At 64.2% G+C, this 20,018-nt stretch carries 19 protein-coding genes and 1 pseudogene; 4 read left to right on the forward strand and 16 right to left on the reverse strand.

Annotation, left to right across the window (positions count from 1 at the left end; genetic code table 11):
- Positions 1-53: 53 nt before the first annotated feature.
- The 10 genes from ACTEK7_RS29990 to ACTEK7_RS30035 form a co-directional block, all read right to left on the reverse strand.
- Positions 54-1,130 (reverse strand): BMP family ABC transporter substrate-binding protein, encoded by a 1,077-nt coding sequence (locus ACTEK7_RS29990; protein ID WP_036045328.1) that lies wholly within the window; start codon positions 1,128-1,130, stop codon positions 54-56.
- Between the two features lie 76 nt (positions 1,131-1,206).
- Positions 1,207-2,124 carry an ABC transporter permease gene (locus ACTEK7_RS29995; RefSeq protein WP_225148116.1) on the reverse strand — a complete coding sequence of 306 codons (918 nt, stop codon included), beginning with the start codon at positions 2,122-2,124 and terminating at the stop codon, positions 1,207-1,209.
- The gene (locus ACTEK7_RS30000) at positions 2,111-3,205 is read right to left on the reverse strand and encodes an ABC transporter permease (protein WP_036045285.1); all 1,095 of its coding nucleotides are present in this window, start codon (positions 3,203-3,205) and stop codon (positions 2,111-2,113) included. The genes ACTEK7_RS29995 and ACTEK7_RS30000 overlap by 14 nt, the downstream gene beginning before the upstream one ends.
- Entirely contained in the window at positions 3,189-4,760 is a 1,572-nt protein-coding gene (locus ACTEK7_RS30005; protein ID WP_225148117.1) for an ABC transporter ATP-binding protein, read from the reverse strand. The genes ACTEK7_RS30000 and ACTEK7_RS30005 overlap by 17 nt, the downstream gene beginning before the upstream one ends.
- 253 nt (positions 4,761-5,013) lie before the next feature.
- The gene (locus tag ACTEK7_RS30010; RefSeq protein WP_225133209.1) at positions 5,014-5,499 is read right to left on the reverse strand and encodes a nucleoside deaminase; all 486 of its coding nucleotides are present in this window, start codon (positions 5,497-5,499) and stop codon (positions 5,014-5,016) included.
- A gap of 11 nt (positions 5,500-5,510) precedes the next feature.
- Positions 5,511-7,043, reverse strand: a complete 1,533-nt coding sequence (locus tag ACTEK7_RS30015; RefSeq protein WP_225133208.1) for an ABC transporter ATP-binding protein — start codon at positions 7,041-7,043, stop codon at positions 5,511-5,513.
- A complete protein-coding gene (biuH, locus tag ACTEK7_RS30020) occupies positions 7,040-7,723 on the reverse strand; it encodes a biuret amidohydrolase (RefSeq protein ID WP_057028619.1) in 684 nt (227 codons plus the stop codon). The genes ACTEK7_RS30015 and biuH overlap by 4 nt, the downstream gene beginning before the upstream one ends.
- Before the next feature lie 17 nt (positions 7,724-7,740).
- Complete coding sequence (locus ACTEK7_RS30025; protein WP_225148118.1) at positions 7,741-8,667, reverse strand: ABC transporter permease; 927 nt, start codon at positions 8,665-8,667, stop codon at positions 7,741-7,743.
- A gap of 1 nt (position 8,668) precedes the next feature.
- Positions 8,669-9,781, reverse strand: a complete 1,113-nt coding sequence (locus tag ACTEK7_RS30030; RefSeq protein ID WP_036007716.1) for an ABC transporter permease — start codon at positions 9,779-9,781, stop codon at positions 8,669-8,671.
- Positions 9,778-10,890, reverse strand: coding sequence for a BMP family ABC transporter substrate-binding protein (locus tag ACTEK7_RS30035; RefSeq protein WP_225148119.1), 1,113 nt, complete (start codon positions 10,888-10,890; stop codon positions 9,778-9,780). The genes ACTEK7_RS30030 and ACTEK7_RS30035 overlap by 4 nt, the downstream gene beginning before the upstream one ends.
- Positions 10,891-11,287: 397 nt before the next feature.
- Between ACTEK7_RS30035 and ACTEK7_RS30040 the strand changes: the two genes are divergently transcribed.
- Positions 11,288-12,544, forward strand: coding sequence for an allantoate amidohydrolase (locus ACTEK7_RS30040; RefSeq protein WP_225148182.1), 1,257 nt, complete (start codon positions 11,288-11,290; stop codon positions 12,542-12,544).
- 107 nt (positions 12,545-12,651) lie between these two features.
- Positions 12,652-14,025, forward strand: a complete 1,374-nt coding sequence (locus ACTEK7_RS30045; RefSeq protein ID WP_225142690.1) for a hypothetical protein — start codon at positions 12,652-12,654, stop codon at positions 14,023-14,025.
- Positions 14,026-14,036: 11 nt separating this feature from the next.
- On the opposite strand, the pseudogene ACTEK7_RS30050 reads toward ACTEK7_RS30045, so the two are convergent.
- From ACTEK7_RS30050 to ACTEK7_RS30060, 3 genes and pseudogenes are all read right to left on the reverse strand, one after another.
- Positions 14,037-14,173, reverse strand: a pseudogene (locus ACTEK7_RS30050) (C4-dicarboxylate transporter DctA); the annotation flags it as partial.
- A 37-nt stretch (positions 14,174-14,210) separates the two neighbouring features.
- On the reverse strand, positions 14,211-15,224 hold the full coding sequence (locus ACTEK7_RS30055) for a formamidase (RefSeq protein WP_225142692.1): 1,014 nt from the start codon (positions 15,222-15,224) through the stop codon (positions 14,211-14,213).
- A gap of 135 nt (positions 15,225-15,359) precedes the next feature.
- The gene (locus tag ACTEK7_RS30060) at positions 15,360-15,581 is read right to left on the reverse strand and encodes a hypothetical protein (protein ID WP_036007707.1); all 222 of its coding nucleotides are present in this window, start codon (positions 15,579-15,581) and stop codon (positions 15,360-15,362) included.
- 351 nt (positions 15,582-15,932) lie between these two features.
- Here ACTEK7_RS30060 and ACTEK7_RS30065 point away from each other — a divergent pair, with 351 nt between their 5' ends.
- Positions 15,933-16,109 (forward strand): hypothetical protein, encoded by a 177-nt coding sequence (locus tag ACTEK7_RS30065; protein ID WP_167361687.1) that lies wholly within the window; start codon positions 15,933-15,935, stop codon positions 16,107-16,109.
- A 19-nt stretch (positions 16,110-16,128) separates the two neighbouring features.
- Here ACTEK7_RS30065 and ACTEK7_RS30070 read toward each other — a convergent pair whose 3' ends face one another.
- From ACTEK7_RS30070 to ACTEK7_RS30080, 3 genes are all read right to left on the reverse strand, one after another.
- Positions 16,129-17,508 carry a vWA domain-containing protein gene (locus ACTEK7_RS30070; RefSeq protein ID WP_036007773.1) on the reverse strand — a complete coding sequence of 460 codons (1,380 nt, stop codon included), beginning with the start codon at positions 17,506-17,508 and terminating at the stop codon, positions 16,129-16,131.
- A gap of 5 nt (positions 17,509-17,513) precedes the next feature.
- Positions 17,514-18,461, reverse strand: coding sequence for an AAA family ATPase (locus ACTEK7_RS30075; RefSeq protein ID WP_036007771.1), 948 nt, complete (start codon positions 18,459-18,461; stop codon positions 17,514-17,516).
- A gap of 146 nt (positions 18,462-18,607) precedes the next feature.
- Positions 18,608-18,808, reverse strand: a complete 201-nt coding sequence (locus tag ACTEK7_RS30080; protein WP_036007702.1) for a hypothetical protein — start codon at positions 18,806-18,808, stop codon at positions 18,608-18,610.
- A 223-nt stretch (positions 18,809-19,031) separates the two neighbouring features.
- On the opposite strand from ACTEK7_RS30080, the gene ACTEK7_RS30085 reads away from it, so the two are divergent.
- Entirely contained in the window at positions 19,032-20,006 is a 975-nt protein-coding gene (locus ACTEK7_RS30085) for a quinone oxidoreductase family protein (RefSeq protein WP_036007700.1), read from the forward strand.
- Positions 20,007-20,018: the final 12 nt, after the last annotated feature.

The raw sequence follows: 20,018 nt of genomic DNA on the forward strand, positions 1-20,018 counted from the left end.
CCTCCGAACCTCCTCCGGGAGGAGCAGGTGATTTAGTCAATGCAAGAAGCGTGCTACTTGCCCGGCAGCTTGTCGTCGATGCCTTTCACGTAGAAATTCATGCCGAGGATCTGGCCGTCATCCAGGTGAGCGCCGCCCTTGCACTCGACCGGCTTGCCGTCCTGCCCAACGATCGGGCATTTGAACGGATGCAGCTTGCCCGCGGTGATCGCGGCTTGGGCATCCTCAGCCATTTTTTTCACATCGTCAGGCATGTTGGTGTAGGGCGCCATCGCGAACATGCGGCTGTCGAGGCCACCCCAGGTGTCCTCGGACTTCCAGGTGCCGGCGAGCTCGGCCTTGACGCGCTCGATATAGTAAGGCCCCCAGTTGTTGATGATCGAGGTCAGCTGAGCCTTTGGCCCGAACTGGATCATTTCGGAATCCTGGCCGAAGGCCAGCTTGCCGCGTTCGCTGGCGATCTGCATGGCGGCCGGCGAATCCGTGTGCTGCATGATGACGTCGGCACCCTGGTCGATCAGCGCCTTGGCGGCGTCGGCCTCCTTGCCTGGGTCGAACCAGGTGTTGGCCCAGATGATCTTGACCTTGATGTTCGGATTGATGGTCTGCGCCGCCAGTATCGTCGCGTTGATGCCGGAGACAACCTCCGGAATCGGGAACGAGCCGATATAGCCGAGCACGCCCGACTTCGACATCTTCGCCGCAATCAGGCCTTGAATGTAGCGGCCCTGATACCATTTCGCCGAATAGGTCGACATGTTCGGGTTGCGCTTGTAGCCGGTCGCGTGCTCGAAATGCACGTTCGGATATTTCTTGGCGACCTTCAGCGTCGGATCCATGTAGCCGAACGATGTGGTGAAGATCAGTTTGTTGCCGGCGCGGACGAGCTGCTCGATCGCTCGCTCGGAGTCCGGGCCTTCGGGCACGTTCTCGAGATAAGTGGTCTCGATCTTGTCGCCCAATTCTTTCACCAGCGCCTGGCGACCGAGGTCGTGCTGATAGGTCCAGCCGAGGTCTCCGATCGGACCGAGATAAACGAAGCCGACTTTCAACTTGTCGGCGGCGGAGGCCGCACTGACGCTCCCAGCGAGCAAGAGCCCGGCAGCCAGTGCAAGAAGTGATTTCCTCATCATCGATCTCCAAACTTCGGGGGAAGCCACGATCCGCAGCATGCGCGCCCCATCGTGCACACTGCGGAAACGAAATCTAGCGGTCGGGCACGAACACCGTGCCGAGCGCGGCCGGTGCGGTCGAGCCGCCCGTGCGCGCGCGGGAGAGCAGGACCAGCACGATGACGGTCGCGAGATAAGGCAGCGCCGACATGAATTGCGAGGGAATGCCGACGCCCCATCCTTGCGCATGCAGTTGCAGGATCGTCACCGCGCCGAACAGATAGGCGCCGACGACGAGCCGGCCCGGCCGCCAGGACGAGAACACCACCAGCGCCAGCGCGATCCAGCCGCGTCCGGCGGTCATGCCCGGAATGAAGAACGGCGTATAGGCGAGCGGCAGATAGGCCCCCGCAAGACCCGCGCAGGCGCCGCCGAACATCACGGCCAAGGTGCGGATGCGCAGGACGGGATAGCCGAGCGCATGCGCGGAAGCGTGATTGTCGCCGCAGGCTCGCAGGATCAATCCCGCCCGTGTGCGGTACAGGAACCACCACACCGCGACGATCAGCGCGATCGAGAAATAGACGAAGCCATTCTCGCCGAACAGCACGCGGCCGATCAGCGGGATATCCGTCAGGACGGGAATAGAGAGGTGCACGGCCGGCGTGATGCGCTCGCCGACGAAGCCGGCGCCGATCAGACCCGAGAGGCCAACACCCAGGATGGTCAGCGCGAGGCCGGTTGCGACCTGGTTGACGGCAAGCCCGAGTGCCATCAGCGCGAAGACGAGCGACATCAGCGTGCCCGCGACGATGCCGAACAGCGCGCCGATAAAGATCGATCCGGTCAGCCAGGCGCCGGCAAAGCCACAGGCCGCGCCGACGATCATCATGCCCTCGACGCCGAGATTGAGCACGCCGGAACGCTCGGCCACGAGCTCGCCCGTCGCCGCAATCAACAGCGGCGTCGATGCGGCAAGCACCGCCAGGATGATGGCCTCAACCAGCTCCACGGGCCACCACCTTTCGGTTCGGGAACACCAGCTTGAAGCGGTAGAGAATGAGGGAGTCGCAGGCGAGCACGTAAAACAGCAGAATGCCCTGAAAGACCTTGGTGACGTCCAGCGGAATCTTCATCGCGATCTGCGCCTGCTCGCCGCCGATAAAGGTCAACGCGAGGAAGAGGCCTGCAACTAATATTCCAAGCGGGTTCAGTCGGCCGAGGAAAGCGACGATGATCGCGGTAAAGCCGTAGCCTGGCGAGATGCCGGGCTGGAGATGCCCGACTGGACCCGCCACCTCGATGATGCCGGCAAGCCCCGCCAGCGCCCCGGAGACGGCGAAGGTCAGGATGATGAGCTGGTTGGCGTTGAAGCCGCCGAACCGCGCGGCGCGCGGCGCAGCGCCGACCACGCGGATCTCGAAACCCTTGATGGTGCGCCCGAGCAGGATCGCGGCTGCCGCGACGACGAGCAGGGCGATGATCGAGCCGAGATGCAGCCGGCCGCCTTCGATCAGCAACGGCACGGTCGCTACCGGATCGAACTCGGCCGTGGTCGGGAAATTGAAGCCGTGCGGATCGCGCCAGGGGCCGCGCACGAGATAGTCGAGGAAGAGGTCGGCGACATAGACCAGCATCAGGCTGGTCAGGATCTCGCTGGCGCCGAATTTCACCTTGCAGATCGCCGGGATCAGCGCATAGAGCGCGCCCGCAGCGGCGGCGAGGACGAGCATGGCCGGCAGCACCCAGGCGCCGGCATCAGTACCTTGCGTCTTCACCGCGATCCAGCTTCCCGCGACTGCGCCGATCAGGAATTGCCCTTCGGCGCCGATGTTCCAGGCGTTGGCGAGATAGCACAGCGACAGGCCGATCGCGATCATCACCAGCGGCGTCGCCTTCACCGCGATCTCCTGGAGCGAATAGCCATCGGTGAGGGGCGCAATGAAATAGGCGTGCAGGGCAAGCAGTGGATTCTTGCCGAGGATCGCGAACAGGATGACCATGGTCACGATCGTGAGGCCAATCGCGATCAGGGGGGACACCAGCGCGATCGTGCCGGAGCGCTCGGCACGCTTCTCAAGCACCAGCTGCATGCGCGATCTCCTTTGGCTGCAGGCTGCTGCCGCCCATCAGAAGGCCCAGCTTCTCGCGGCTTGCTTCGCGTGCCGAGAGCGGAGCCGACAGCTTGCCGTGGAACATCACGGCGATGCGGTCGGCAATCTCGGCGAGCTCGTCGAGATCCTGGCTGGTCACGAGTACCGCGGCGCCTGCGGTGGCGAGATCAAGCAGCGCCTGACGGATGACGGCGGCGGCGCCGGCATCGACGCCCCAGGTCGGCTGGCTCACCACCAGTACCGCGGGATTGCGCAGGATCTCACGTCCCACGATGAACTTCTGCAGATTGCCGCCGGACAGGCTGCCGGCCTCGGGATCGCGCTTGGCCTTGCGGACGTCGAAGGCTTCGGTGGCGCGGTCGACCGTTCTCAGCGTGGCCGCCGTATCGATGAAGCCGCGATGGACCATGCCGCTGGCGGCATGGCCGGTGAGCAGCGCGTTCTCAGACAGTCTCATCCGCGGCGCGGTGCCGTGGCCGAGTCGCTCCTCGGGAACGAAGGCCGCCCCCAGCTTGCGCCGCTGGGTGATCGAAAGGTGACCGGCGGCGATGCCCTCGATCACCACCGTCCCGGGGGCCTTCGCGAGGCGCTCGCCGGAGAGCGCTGCGAACAATTCGTCCTGGCCGTTACCGGCGACGCCGGCGATGCCGAGAATCTCGCCGCCCTTCAGCTCGAATGAGATGTGCTCGAGCCGTACGCCGTACGCTTCGACGGGAGCCAGCGAGAGATCGTTGACGACGAGCCGCGGCACGGTGGTCTTGCGGCCGGATGCGCCCGTCACCTCCTTGATCTCGCCGCCGACCATCATCCGCGCAAGCGAGGCGGCGGTTTCGAGCCGAGGGTTGCAGGTCTCGACCTTCCTGCCGCCGCGCAGGATCGTCGCGGTGTCGCAGAGCCGCTTCACCTCCTCCAGCTTGTGGCTGATATAGAGGATGGCGCGGCCCTCGGCCTTGAGGCGATCCAGCACGATGAAGAGCTGGTCAGCCTCCTGCGGCGTCAGCACCGCGGTGGGCTCGTCCAGGATCAGGAATTTCGGATCCTGCATCAGGGCGCGGACGATCTCGATGCGCTGACGCTCGCCGACGGAGAGTTGCCACACCTCACGCCTGGGATCGAGCGGCAGACCGTAAGTCTTCGACACCTGTTCCAGCCGGGCCGACATGTCCTTGAAGGATTCCTTGCCGTCGAGGCCGAGCGCGACGTTCTCGGCAACCGTGAGATTGTCGAACAGCGAGAAGTGCTGGAACACCATGCCGATGCCGCGGATGCGCGCTTCGGACGGACCGGACAGCACGATCCGCTCGCCCTGCCAGTGAATCTCGCCGGCGCTGGGCTGGATCAGTCCGTAGATCGCCTTGACCAGCGTCGACTTGCCGGCGCCGTTCTCGCCCAGCAGGGCGTGGATTTCCCTCGGCCGGATCTCGATATCGATGCAATCGTTGGCGAGGAAATCGCCATAACGTTTGGTGAGCCCGATGGTCCTCAGGAGCGGGGACTCGCCTGAATGCTGGCCGTTGGGCGTCGGATCTAACATTCGCTGATACGCTTGCATGGGTGAAGTGCCTCAATACTGGGCCAGTTTGAACCCCGGCGTAAGATGTGAAAAAGCATCATCCCTTGCTCAACGCGTCGGCAGGCTCTCGGCCCAGCGCTCGTCGTCGATTTGCGAGCGATCATACCCCGCAAGCAGCCCCGGACGGCGGGGAAGCGATCGCGTCGGGCGATGCGTGTTGCAAATTTGTGACGATCCAAGGGGAATCGGAACCTGCTATGCAGGGGATGTGCTGCTACTTCGTCCAAACGCCGACATGCAGCGCTTCGGCTTCGTCTTCGAGCAGTGGGCCGACGACCTCCGTCGGCCGCTGGCCGCTGGCAAAGACCTCGCGGCATGGCAGGTTGAGCGTCGGATTTTCCGGATGGTTGCCGGTGATGCCGCGCAGGCGATGCTCGCTGAGGCCATAGACGACACGGCCGATACCGGCCCAGTAGATCGCGCCGGCACACATCGCGCAGGGTTCGGCTGAGGAATAGAGCGTGGCCTTCGCCAGCACCTCTCGATCGAGTGTACGGCAGGCCTGGGTGGCTGCGAGCCGCTCGGCATGCGCGGTGCCGTCGCGATCCGGCATGTAGCCGTTCTCAGTCTCGATCAGCACCTTGCCGTCGGCATCGACGACGATGCAGCCGAAGGGGTGGTTGCCATGGGTGAGGGAACGGCCGGCGACCGCGAAAGACAGGCGCAGAAAGTGCTCGTCCCGCCCTGATGCGTCGCCCATCGATCCTCCGTTCAGTGCCCTGCCATGTGGCGGCCGACCACCGTGAGATCGGCTTCGCTGGTCCGCGCTTCATACACGAATTCGCCGTGGAACATCACCACGAGCCTATCCGACAGTTCGAGCAACTCGTCGAGGTCCTCGCTGACGAGCAGGACGGCGGCGCCGCGGTTGCGCGCGGCCATGATCTCGGCATGGATCTGCGCCACCGCCGCGAAATCGAGGCCGAAGCAGGGATTGGCGGCGATCAGCACCTCGACGTCGCCGCCGAGCTCGCGGGCCAGCACAGCCCGCTGTACGTTGCCGCCCGATAGCGCCGAGATCGGCGTATCGGGCGTGCGGGTCTTGATCTTGTACTGGCCGATCTTCTTCCTTGCGTCGCTCCGGAAGGCGCTACGATTGAGCCACCAGCCGCCACTTGCAAAGGGTGCGCGGTCGAATTCTCGGAAGGCGATGTTGTCGGCGACGCTCATGCCGCCGACGCAGGCATTCTTCAGCGGCTCCTCGGGCAGCAGCGACATCCTGTGCCGCCGCATCTCCTCGCGGCTTGCGTGATAGGGATCGCCGGCGACGCGCACCTCCCCGCTTTCGGCCTCGCGCTGGCCGGCCAGCACCTCGACGAGCTGGCGCTGGCCATTCCCGGAAACGCCGGCGATGCCGACGATCTCGCCGGCGCGAACGGTGAGCGAGACATCGTGCACGGCAACGGCGCCCGCATCGTCCAGGGCGCGGAGCTTTTGGAGCTCCAGCCTGGCCTGACCGGCTTCGCCGGTGCGCGGCGGCTGCACCGTCAACTCCTCGGCACCGATCATGGTGCGGGCCATCGCGTCCGGCGTCAGCTCGGAAACCTTGCCGGCTCCAGCGAGCTTGCCGCGGCGCAGGATGGTGACGTCATCGGCAAACGCCATGACCTCGCGGAACTTGTGCGTGATCATCAGGATGGTCAGCTCGCCCTCCACAACCATGTCGCGGAGCATGCCGAGCACCTCGTCGGCTTCCGCCGGGGTCAGCACCGAGGTCGGCTCGTCCAGGATCAGGAAGCGTCGCTTCAGATAGAGCTGCTTGAGGATCTCGCACTTCTGCCGTTCGCCGGCAGAGATGTCGGAGACCTTTGCGGAGAGCGGTACCTTGAAGGGCATGCGGCCCAAGAACGCCTCCAGCTCCTTCATCTCCTTCGGCCAGTTCACCACGGCCGGCACGTCGTCGCGCGCCAGCACGAGATTTTCGGCAACGGTCATCGCCGGCACCAGCGTAAAATGCTGATAGACCATGCCGAGGCCGAGCGCGTGGGCATCCTTCGGGTTGGCGATCGCCTGCTCGCGGCCGCCGACGAGAATGTCGCCTTCGGTCGCGTGGTAGTAGCCCATGATGCATTTGACGAGGGTGGATTTGCCGGCGCCATTCTCGCCGAGCAGCGCATGGAACGAGCCCGGCCGCACCTTCAGCTCGACATTGTCCAGCGCCAGGAAGTCGCCGAAGCGCATGGTCATGGCGATGGCATCGACGCCGAAGGCGCCCGATGGCGGCGGCGTTTCGCCGATGATCACGAAATCGCTCCGATGAAGGCATCAGAGGTCGAGACTGCGCCGAACACGCCGCCCTGCATCTTGATCATCTTCAGCGCGTGGTCGTGGTTGCTCTTGTCGGTCGCGCCGCAGCAATCGTGCAGCAGGACGCATTCGAAGCCGCGGTCGTTGGCCTCGCGCATCGTGGTGTGGACGCAGACGTCGGTCGTGATCCCGGTCAGCACGATGTTCTCGATGCCGCGCACGCGCAGGATCAGCTCCAGATCAGTGGCGCAGAACGAGCCCTTGCCGGGCTTGTCGATGATCGGCTCGCCCGGTAGCGGCGCGAGTTCTTCGATGATGTCCCAGCCGGGCTCGCCGCGCACCAGGATGCGTCCGCACGGGCCGGGATCGCCGATGCCGGCGCCGATTTGGCGCGAGCGCCAGCGTTTGTTGGCGGGCAGGTCGGAGAGATCGGGGCGGTGGCCCTCGCGGGTATGGATGATATGGAAGCCTTGCTTGCGCATCACTGCGAGCAGCCGCTTGATCGGCTCGATCGGTGCCCGTGTCAGCGAGAGGTCGTAGCCCATCTTGTCGACATAGCCGCCGACGCCGCAGAAATCGGTCTGCATGTCGATGATGATCAGCGCGGTGTTCTCGGGGCGGAGATCACCATTGTAGGGCCAGGCATAGGGCTCGGACTTGATGTAGCGCTCGGGCATGGACGACCTCGTGCGTGTTACCGTGTGATCGAGAGTTCGGCGGGCGCGCCGGTCAGTGTCCGCTTCGGCGAGCAGGTGATGATCATGATCGCCAGCGTCAGGATGTAGGGCGCGGCGTTGAATAGGTGATAGCCAGAGGTGACGCCGACCGATTGCAGCGCCGGACCCAGCGCCGCCGCGCCGCCGAAGGCGAGCGAGGCCCACAGGCAGAGCAGGGGATCCCAGCGCGCGAAGATCACGAGCGCCACGGCGGTGATGCCCTGGCCCGAGGAAAGGCCCTCGTTCCAGCTTCCGGGGTAGAACAGGGACAGAAACGAGCCGCCGATGCCCGCGAGGAAACCACCGGCCATGGTGGCGCGCAGGCGGATCAGCAGCACGGAATGGCCCATCGCGCGTGCGGCATCCGCGCTCTCGCCGGCGGTGCGGATGAGCAAGCCCCAGCGGGTGGTGCGGAAGGCCCAATAGAGGATTGGGGCCAGCGCCACGCCGATCAGGAACAGCACGTTGATGCGCAGCGCTGCCTGGACTTGCGGGATGCCGCTCCACCAGCCGAAGTCGACGGCGGGCAGCCGCGGCGCTGTCGGCTCGATCAGCGGCTTGCCGAGATAGAACGCAAGGCCAGTGCCGAACAGCATCAAGGCGATGCCCACGGCAACGTCGTTGACGCGCGGCAGCGAGCAAATGCCGGCATGCAGCGCACCCAGCAGCGCGCCGGTGATGCCGGCGGCAAGCACCCCGAGCCACGGAGAGCCGGTGAGATAGGAGATGCCATAGGCGCTCATCGCGCCCATCACCAGCGTGCCTTCCAGGCCGAGATTGATGCGGCCCGCGCGCTCGGTAATGCATTCGCCCAGGCTCACGAACAGGAAGGGGGTGGAGACGCGAATGGCGCCGCCGAGGACGGCGAGCGGGACGGTCCAGAGGCCAATCGATCCGTCTGCCATCTCAGGATTTTCCCTTCAGGAATCCGATGCGGCCGTAGAGCGCATCGCTGGCGAGAACGAAGACGAAGATGATGCCCTGCAGCACCAGCACGGACGCATCGGGCAGCCCCAGGCGGCGTTGCAGCAGGCCGCCGCTGGCGCTGATGCCGCCGAGCAGGATCGCGACGGGAATGATGGCGAGCGGATTCTGCCGCGCCAGAAAGGCGACGAGAATGCCGGTGAAGCCGTAGCCGGCGGCGAGGTTGGCGTTGGTGCGTCCCTGCACGGCGGCGACCTCGACCATGCCGGCGAGGCCAGCCGCGCCGCCGGCAAGGAAGCAGACGGTCAGGATCAGCTTGTCGACGCCGAGACCGACGATCTTCGCAGCACGGATGTTGCCGCCCGCCACGCGCGCGGCGAAGCCGAACACAGTGTGATAGATCAGGATGTAGGAGGCGATGGCAGCGACCAGGCCGAACACGAGGCCCCAATGCACGTCGGTGCCGGGAATGGAGCCGATCATGTTGGCGGCGCCGATCTCGCGGGTGGACGGCTTGTTGAGGCTGGCGGGATCGCGCATCAGCCCCTCGACGAGATGGTTGAGGATCGCGAGCGCAATGTAGACGAGCAGCAGGCTCGAGATGGTCTCGTTGACGCCGCGATATTGCCGCAAGCCACCCGCGAGCATGATCCACAGCCCGCCGCCGATCACGCCGGCGCAGACCATGGCGATCTGGACGACGAGCGGCGGCATGCCCTGAAGCGCGAGTGCGGCGCTGGTTGCCGACAACGCGCCGATCAGCAGCGCGCCTTCGCCACCGATGATGACCATGCCGAGCTGCGCCGGCAGCGCGGTACAGAGTGCGGTGAGGATCAGGGGCGCTGCGCGCGTCAGCGTGTTCTGCCAGGAGAACCAGGTGCCGAACGCGCCGTAATACATGTAGAAATAGAGATCGAGCGGATTCTTGCCGAACATCGCGACGAAGATGCCGAACACCGCGAGCGCGCCGACCAGCGCCGCGCCCGGGATCAGGACATATTCGATCGTGCCGCCGTGACGCTGGAGGAAACCGGGATCGGCGGCCGGGGCGACTGTCCCGACCGCGTCCGTGGAATCCGCCGCTTCCGTCGTCACGAAGTGGCTCCGAGCACGCCCTCGACCAGGTAGTCCATCTTCTCCAGTTCAGGATCCTTCTGGCCGCGGTCGGTACCGGCAGGGATCACCGTCTTGCCCTTGTTGTCGACCAGCCCACCCTTGAAGATGGCGAAGCCTTCTGCCGACAGGAATTTTGCCTTGGCCGCGTCGGCCGCCTTGCGCGCTTCGGCCGAGACCGCTTCGGCATAGGGCGAGGTCTTGACGATCTCTTCCTTCAGGCCGCCGCGGTAGAAATTCGGGATGCCTTCGCCGGAGGCGATCATCTTGACGAACTTCGGATAGAGCGCTTCCCAGTTCCACTCCGCGCCGGTGAGATAGGCCTTGGGTGCCAACGCCGACTGGTTGGTGTGATAGCCGCAGACGAAGGCGCCGCGCCGCGCCGCGTTCTCGACCATGGTCTTGGGCCCATCGACGTGGCAGGTGAGCACGTCCACGCCCTGATCGATCAGGCTGTTGGTGGCTTCGGCCTCCTTGACCGGCATCGACCAGTCGCCGGTGAAGATCACCTGCGTGGTGGCCTTTGGATTGACGGACTTGGCGCCAAGCGTGAAGGCGTTGATGTTGCGCAGCACTTGAGGGATCGGCTTGGCCGCGACAAAGCCGAGCTTGCTGCTCTTCGATGTCAGGCTGGCGACGATGCCGGAGATGTACTGAGCCTCGTCGATATAGCCGAAATAGCTGCCGGCGTTCTTGGGGTCCTTCTCGCTCCAGAGGCCGCCGCAATGCTCGAAGCGGAGCTTCGGGTACTTGTTGGCCATCTTGATCATGTGCGGATTGTAGTACCCGAACGAGGTCGGGAAGAGCAGGGTGGCGCCATCGAGATTGATCATGGACTCGATCGTCTTCTCGACCGCGTCGGTCTCCGGCACCTTCTCCTCCTCGACCACCTTGAGGCCGGGAATCTTCTTCAGCGCCGCCGCGCCCTGCGCGTGCGCCTGGTTGTAGCCGTAGTCGTCGCGCGAGCCGACATAGATGAAGCCGATGGTGGTCTCGGCCGCGAAGGCCGGGCGGAGGCCCGCTGCCGCGCCGAGGGTGAGGGCCGCGCCGCCCTGCAACACATGACGTCGTGAAATCCTGCCAGAATCCATTGCTCGCTCCCCTTGGCGGATGCCCCGCCTTGATCTCACGGCTGCGCCGGCTTGGCGGAGCCGGGATCAGATGTCGCAAGCTTCGTGCCAGAGACTATGAAGCGTGCAATTCGTTATAAGTACTTGAAATTAATATGGGATAATGTGTGCTCTGAACTTGGCGAGGAAAATGGCAGACTAATTTCTAGGCAATATCAAAATATTGTATGCAGCGGAGTTGAGCAGCGAGAACCTGCTCGCGCATGTGCATGACCGGCGTTGGACGGTCGGCCGGCAAGGCGCATTCATGCTAACCACGCGCTGACTGGGACGGCGCCGGAGGATGTCCGCTGGCACCGAACTTGTATCGATTGTCGTCAGGACCGCCGTGTCCTCAGAAGATGGAAAGCTCGCCGAGATGGGCGCTGGTACCGTTCACGATGCATCGCTCGGCAATGAGATCGTTCGCCGGATCAACGAGCTCGGCGCGATCTCGGAAGAGCCCGAGAAGCTCACCCGCATCTTCCTCAGCAAGGAGCTGCGCAAGGCCGCGGACCTCATCATGGGATGGATGCGCGAGGCCGGCATGAGCGCCCATCTCGATGCCATCGGCAATGTCTGCGGACGGTACGAAGGCGACCGGCCGGGCATGCCCTGCCTGATGCTCGGCTCGCATTACGACACCGTGCGCGATGCCGGCAAATGGGATGGACCGCTGGGTGTGATCACCGCGATCTCTTGCGTCGCCGATCTCAACCGCCGCGGCAAGCGCCTGCCATTTGCGATCGAGGTGATCGGCTTTGCCGACGAGGAGGGGGTGCGGTTCGCTTCGACCTTGCTCGGCAGCCGTGCGGTGGCCGGCACCTTCGATGAGAGTATCCTGAACACGCGCGACCGCGACGGCGTGTCGATGCGCGAGGCGCTCGTGCAGTTCGGCCTCGATCCCGACCATATCGGTGCGGCCGCGCGCGCGCGGCGCGAGCTGCTTGCCTATCTCGAATTGCACATCGAGCAGGGGCCGGTGCTGGAAGCGCAGAACCTGCCGGTGGGCGTCGTCACCGCCATTGCCGGGGCCACGCGCCTTGCGGCCCGGCTCACCGGTATGGCCGGTCACGCCGGCACCGTGCCGATGGCGCTGCGCCGAGATGCGCTCGCCGGCGCGGCCGAATGCATCAATGCGATCGAGCAATTTTGCCGCACCGACGAGGGCGGCCTCGTCGGCACCGTGGGCTACATCCAGGCGAGGCCCGGCGCGACCAACGTCATTCCGGGTGAGGTATCCTTCACCATCGACATGCGCGCGCCGACCGACATGCATCGCAAGCGCGCGGTGGCCGATGTCGTCCGCCAGATCGAGGCGATCGCCAAGCGGCGACAGCTGGCGCTTCAGCTCGACGTTACCCACGAGAACCGCACCGCGCCCTGCGCGCCCTGGCTCAAGCAGCAGATCGCGCAAGCGATCGAAGCCGAAGGCTTCTCCGTGTTCGAGCTGCCGAGCGGGGCAGGGCACGACGGCATGGCGATGATCGACATTGCCGATGTCGGCATGATCTTCGTCCGCTGCCGCGGCGGCATCAGCCATCACCCGGACGAGCATGTCGAGCTCGCCGATGCCGACGCCGGCGCGCGTGTGCTGCTGCGGGTGATCGAGAATTTCGGGCCGCGCAAGGCGTAGGCGAGCGTCACGAACCCGCAAGTCACCGGGTAGAGATACGAATCAGTCATGTTTAAGATGGTGGCCATCATCACGAGGGTCACGAGACAATCAGCCGATTGACGGACATGAACAGCGACATCTCTTTTCCATCACATCGTGAAAACCGGTTCTATCAGGGGATGGCTGCGACCTTCGTCGCCAACGCCCTTCAGGCGGTCAATTTCCTCGGTGATCGATTCCTGAGACAATCGCATCATTCGTTGTCGGCGATCGAGGACCTCTATCGGCACTCGATGGACAGCGCCTTTTCGGTGACCGAGGCCTTCCTCGTCACCGGCGCACCGCACGCCTCGGCCTATTACCCCCGCGACTTCGCCTGGTTCTATCCCGACGTTCTCGATCCTGAAACCATCATGGATGCGCAGGACGCCGTGCGACGGGTCCGTCTGCTCGAGAAGAGCGTGCGCCTGCTGCTGGAGGCCGTTCGCGCCGACGTGGTCACCACGACCATCGTACCGGCCGGGCGCGGCCGGTATCTCGGCGTGAACTATTTTTCGCGACCCTCGGATACGCTGCTCGGCATTCTCGCCGGTCTGCAGCAGATGATCTCTGCCGAGGAGAGGGCGTCGTCTTACCTTGAGATGTCGCAATGCGCGCACGCCGGCCGCTTGTTGCTGGCCGAATATGGCGGAGACCTGAAGCGCGCGATCCTGAAGCTTGCGAGCGAGCTGGAGTCCTTCGACGCTGACGGCACCAGATATTTGCTGTGCGACGCCAACGGCCCGCGCTCCGCGGCGACGGATACCCGCGCCGAGCGCCGGCGTTTCGTCACCAATGCCTGCGTCTGCACGACCTTCGTGTGGGGCGTGCAGCTCGGGATCGTCGGCGAGAACGAGCTGAAGCGGCTGCTCGGGCGCGACCTTGCGCAGTACAAGAGGGATCTGCTCCGCCTCTTCGGCAAGAACGGCTACATCAGGCATTCCCTGGACGGCCCGGCGAGCTCACCGGCATCGTCGGTCGCATTGGATTTCGTCAGCGTGCATCGCGGCTTCTGGGATATGAGCGAGGCGAGCGAGCGCGCGCTGTTCGCGGCCACGACGGATGTGATCATCGCCGAGCCACGGTTTCGCATTCCGAGCACGTTCCACTTCCTGGTTTCGGCGGACAACCCGCGGACCAAGATGATCCACAAGATTGCAGCTCCCGCATATCAGGGGCGTTCCTCCTGGCCGACGTTCAACGTCGAATTTGCCGACCGCATGCTGGATTACGATGAGTTCTCGGGTGGCGATACCTATCGGGCCTGCGCGCAAGGAATCCTGAAGGACATTCGCGCCGCGACCGAACTCCACGGCGGCTATCAGGAGCTGATTTCGGAGCAAGGTCTGAAGTATCGCACCTGGGCCTATAAGGGTGCCGTGGCCCACTCGTGGTTTCCGCGCTTTCTGTCGGTCTGGAGGAGGGCCTACGGCACGCCACTCCTCCAGTGGAACGATTGATCGCCGAACCTCTATCCCGCCGTCACGTCGACCACCTCGCCGCCCTCCAGCACCTTGGCCGCCTTGGCCGGTCGAGATCGCCTTCCCGGGCCGCGACCACGACGGTTGCGACGCAATTGCCGACGAGGTTGCCGAGCGCGCAGGCCACGGTGCCAGATTGTCGCGGTTTCACCCGAGAAACCGGCTTATTCCGCCGCCTTCGCCGTCTTGCCGAACATCCGCGTCGGGGCCGGGAAGCCGCACGAGGTGCCGTCGGTGACCTTGACCTGATTTTCCCACGGCAATCGGAAGGTGCCGGCGACCATGTCCTGCATGAAGGTGTAGGGGCAGTCCATCGCGCCGCCCTTCACCGCGACATAGCCGCGGTGCCAGAGCTGGTAGATGTTGTTTTCGACGCCCCAGTTGATGCGGGCTTCGCGCACGAGATCCGGCCGGACCTCTGCGGTGATGATCTCGTCGGCACGGCCGGTCGTACCATGCGCCAGGACCGTGCCGTCGAAATTGATGATCATGCCTTCGCCCATGGAATCGAACGAGCCGTCCGAGCCGCACATGCAGACATTTGCGGTGATCATCAGATTCTGAAACGAATTGGCCTGGTTGGTGAAGCGCCAGGCTTCGCGGATCGGCGCGGTGTAGCCGGCGGTGCGGATCATGATCTCCGCGCCTTTGTAGGCGCATTCCCGTGCCATCTCCGGGAACATGCCGTCATGGCAGATGATCAGCGCGATCTTCGCGCCCTTCGGTCCCTCGATCACGGGAATGCCGATGTCGCCGGGCTCCCACGGCTCGACCGGAATCCAGGGATGAAGTTTGCGATAGTAGAGCTTGATCTCGCCGTGATCGTCGATGATCAGGCCCGAGTTGTAGGGATTGCCATGCGGGTTGAACTCCATGATGGAGAAGCAGCCCCAGATCTTGTTATCGACACAGGCCTGCTTGAAGGCCGCAACCTCCGGTCCGTCAAGCCGACACATGATCTCCGGATTGGTGTCCATCGACAGGCCGTGCAGCGAGTATTCGGGGAAGACCACCAGATCCATGGTGGAGAGATTGCGGCGGGCCTTGCCGACCATCCAGACGATGCGCTCGGTCTGCCTGGCGAGATCGGCCGCGCTCACCACGCTAGGCAGCTGCAGCTGCACAAGTCCGATAACCACACCGTTGGGGGATTTGTTCAGCCCGCCAAGCCCGTTCATGATCAGCTCCCTTGCCTGTCTGGCGCAGCGTCGTTGCGCGCCAGATCTTGTCGCAAGAAGCAAATCCGATTTCGATGAAGAGCTAAAGGTTATTTTTCAGGCGATGGCGCAGTTACGCGGCAGCAGGCGATCTCGTCACGCCACGAGATCGAGCAGCCGGCATGAGCCGCGCACCAGCACCTTGCGTCCTGTGGATGTTATCGCAGGCACGCCGTCATTCATGACAACGAGGCCGAGCTTGGCGAGGCTTTCGACGAGATAGGCCTTCGCGAGGCGACCGTTCGACACCGGGTTGCGAAGCGCCTTTAGCGCTTCCCACTGGTCGGTCGATAGATCAAACTCGAAATCGTTGCTCATGGTGCCTCAGCCGATCGTCCGGTTCGCGTGCCCCTGTTAGCGGCGCCGCATGAAGACCATGCGACGACAATGAGTCGGGAATTCGGTCAGCTGTTTAGAACATCTCTTCACAAATTGCGGCACTTCGTTGCGCCACAAGAGTTAACGTCGTTAGTGCACGACTACCGTCACGTTCTCCGATCACTAATTGATGATCCGCACTTGATGTTGCGATGCGAGCTGCCGCAGTGCACGGCAAGCATCACTGTCCTATTTGGCGTCGCGATATGCACAGAAATGATGAGGCGGGAGATTGAGGACTCTGTTACCTTGGCCTGCGGGGAATGGCTTCACACGGCCGGAGTGGAGTGCATGAACAGGCTGGTGGAAATTCGCAGGCAGGAATTCCTTTGCCGAGAGCGCGCGGCGCTCGATTCGAAGCGCCGGCCGTTCTGGCTGGCGCAGGCAGAAGAATGGGAGCAGCGCGCGCTCGACGAAATCGCGCGTCACTTTCGGGAATGCAATCAGGCCGAGCTGAACGCCGCCTGACGGAGGCGGCTGTTATTGCTTATTGATAAGTCGCCACAATATCGGAAACAGCGCGTTCGAGCTGTTGCGCGGTGGCGCATTGGCGCACGACGCTGCAAAAGGTTGCGTAGCGCGGCATCTCGGAATCGCCAAAGCCCCAGGCGAGCCGCCCCTCGGGATTGAGCCAGACCAACCGCTTCGAACGCTCGGAGATCCGGCGCAAAATGTCGGCGCGTGGGTCGAGATTGTTGCTGCGGGCATCGCCGAGCACGATCACCGTGGTCTGCGGCGTCAGCGCGCTCATGAACTCCTTCTCGAAATCGACCAGCGAGGCGCCGTAATCCGACGAGCCGAAACCGACCTTGGACATGATCTCGGACATCGCCTCCTCCGGCGACTTCGTCTCCAGGATCTCGCTGACCTCGATCAGGTGCGAAGAGAAGGCGAAGGAGCGGACGTCGTCGACCACCTCGTGCAGCGAGTGGATCAGCAGCAGGAAGAAGTCCGAGACTTGCGCAACGGAGCCCGAGACGTCGCACAGCGCGACGATCTTCGGCCTGTCGCGATGCTTGCGCTTCCATGCCGTGAGGAAGGGCACGCCGCCCCAGGCTGCGTTGCGGCGGAGCGTGCGGCGAACGTCGAGATGGCCGCGGCGCTGGCGCTTGCGCGGCTTGGAATAGCGCTCGCGCAGCCGGCGTGCGATCTGGCGGATGAGGGCACGCATCTCGGCGACCTGGCGCCGCTCGATGCGGGCAAGCGGCGCGTTGCGCAGGATCTCGTTGCGGAGGTTCTCGGCCTCCTCGCGGGCATAGAGTGCGAGCCCTTGCGAGACCGTATCGCGCACGGCTTCGCGCAAGGCATCGAGCGCGGCGCGCAGGCGCTCGGCCAGCGACGGGTTGGTCGCGGTCAGTTGGTCGAGATCGTCGCGCAGGCGCTGGAGGCCCATGGCGTCGAGGATGCGGCTGGAGAATATGCCGCGCTGGGTGGAGTAGCGGATGTCGGACAGGGAGGCCGCGCCGGAGGCGCTGGCAATCGCGGCAGCGATCGCGTTGCGATCCTGCGACAATAGCATCTGCGCCAAGGGACCCAGGCCCTGGGAAGGCTGACCTTCGCCCGCCTCGCTCGCCGAGCCGGCGGAGGGCGGCTGATCCTCGCCTTGCGCAGCATCGTCTTCGCCGGCAGCCTCAGGCTGCTCCTGTCGCGGCTCCGGCTGGCTGAAGAACAGATCAAAGCAGTCGCCGAGCGCGAGCTTCTCGTCCTGCGACTTGGCGAGCGTCAGCAGCAGCGCATCGCGTAGCACGGCGCGGTCGGAGATGCCGACCTGCGCGACGGCGCGCATCGCATCGATGCTTTCGGCCGGCGAGACGTGAACGCCAGCCCCGCGTGCCGCCCGAAAGAAGCGATGGAGATTTTCGCGCATCGGCGTCAACCGAAGACGTTGGACCGGGCCGCCTTGGCAATGAAGGTCGTCACCTGCGGCGTCGCGGCCTCGATGTCGGCTTCGTATTTCAGGAGCACGTTGAGCGTGTCCTTGACGATCTCAGTATCGAGTTCGGAAGCCTGGAGCAGTACCAGCACACGCGCCCAGTCGATGGTCTCGCTGACCGAGGGCAGCTTCTTCAGATCCAGCGAGCGGATCTCGTGGATGAAGCCGACCATCTGCCGGCGCAGCGTCTGCGAGATGCCGGGCACACGGCTTTCGACGATGCGCTCCTCGAGCCGCTGCTCGGGAAAGCCGATATGCAGATGCAGGCAGCGTCGCTTCAGGGCATCGCCGAGGTCGCGCTCGCTGTTGGAGGTGAGGATCACCGTCGGCGGCGTGATCGCCGAAACGGTTCCGAGCTCGGGGATCGTGACCTGGAAGTCGGACAGGATTTCCAGCAGCAGCGATTCGAATTCGGCGTCCGACTTGTCGATCTCGTCGATCAGGAGCACGCAGCCGCCCGGCTGCTCAAGCGCCTGGAGCAGCGGCCGCGGCTCGACGAATTCCTTGGAGAAGAACACGTCGCCGAAATCGTGGAGCTGGTCGAGCGCGGCATGCAGCGTCTGCGCGCCGCCGAGAACCTCGCCGAGCTTGTCCTTGAGGATCTGCGTGTAGAGAAGCTGCTTGGCGTATTTCCACTCGTAGAGCGCCTTGGCCTCGTCGAGGCCCTCATAGCATTGCAGGCGGATCATCTTCATGCCGCGCCAAGCCGCGATCGCCTTGGCGAGCTCGGTCTTGCCGACGCCCGCGGGGCCCTCGACCAGGATCGGCTTCTCGATCTGCTGCGACAAATAGACGGCAGTCGCGATCTGCCGGCTCGCGATGTAGCCCTGCGCGGCGAGGCCGCTCTCCACTGCCTCGATCGAGGTCGAGGCCTTCTGATCAGCCACGAAAGGGCGCTCCCAAAGGTCTTGCTTGAGGCTTGTTCTGCCTGCGTTCCAGGCAAAGAACAAGCCACGTTTGGGAGACATCTGACCCGCGTGAACGGCGTTTTTCCGCTAAGCGCAAATAGTTGAGCGCTTCGCTGTTGGCGCGATCAGTGCCGCAGCAGCTCCGGCTTGCGGATCGTCTGCCTCAGCTCGGCGCCGCAATCGGCGCATTCATAGACGAAGTCGATCTTGGCTAGGCTCCAATGCGGCTCGACCTCGCGCACATACATCGGCAGGAACCCCATACAGGTAGGGCAATTCACTGGCGCGATTTCGACGTCCTGATGATGCTGAACGTAAGCTGGCATCTCGGCTCTCCTTCGCAGGCGACCATCAAACCCCGCGCAAGGCTACTGCGGGTCGCCGCGGGGCCCTCATCAACTCTTTCGAACGGAGGCGGAACGGCGGCTGTTTGTGGTTCGCTGTGACATTCTTGTTACGGCTTCTATACTGTAACGGGCGGACCAAATGCCTATTTCACAGGCCGATCCGGTGTTCGAACTTTCATTTCAACGATAAAGGAGCACGCCCATGACGCATGCCATTCGCTTTCACAAAACCGGCGGTCCGGAAGTCCTGGTCTGGGAGGAGGTCAGCGTCGGCAAACCTGGGCCCGGCGAGGCGCGCATCCGCCACACCGCGGTCGGCCTCAATTTCGTCGACATCTATAACCGTTCCGGCCTCTATCCGGCGCAACTGCCGAGCGGGCTCGGCAGCGAGGCGGCTGGCGTCGTCGAAGAGGTCGGGCCTGGCGTCAGCGATCTGAAGCCGGGCGATCGCGTCGCTTATGGCGCCTCGCCGCTCGGGGCGTATGCGGAGGCGCGGCTGATCCCCGCCGACCGGCTGTTGAAATTGCCCGACGGCGTCGACGACAAGACGGCGGCGGCGATGATGCTCAAGGGGCTCACCACGCAATATCTGATCCGCCAGACCTATCGGGTGAAAGCCGGCGATACCATCCTGCTGCATGCGGCCGCCGGCGGTGTCGGCCTGATCTTGAGCCAGTGGGCCAAGCATCTCGGCGCGACCGTGATCGGCACCGTCAGCAACGACGAGAAGGCGAAGCTCGCCAAGGCGCATGGCTGCGACCATGTCATCATCTATACAAGGGAAGATTTCGTGAAGCGGGTCGACGAGATCACCGGCGGCAAGAAAGTGCCAGTGGTTTACGACTCCGTCGGCAAGGACACGTTCCTGAAATCGCTGGATTGCCTCGCCCCGCTCGGCGTCGCCGCGCTGTTCGGCCAGTCCTCCGGCGCGGTGGAGCCGCTTAATCTTGGCCTGCTCGCCCAGAAGGGCTCGCTCTACGTCACGCGTCCGACGCTGTTTACCTACGCCGCCAAGCGCGAAAATCTGGTGGCGATGGCGAATGAGCTGTTCGACGTCGTCAAGTCCGGCGCGGTCAAGATCGAGGTGCACCAGACCTACCCGCTAAAGGACGCCGCCAAGGCGCATGCCGATCTTGCGGCACGCAAGACCACGGGATCGACCGTTCTCCTGGTGTAATGCCCAACGGGA

The organism is Bradyrhizobium sp. JHI2711 (assembly GCF_056156565.1).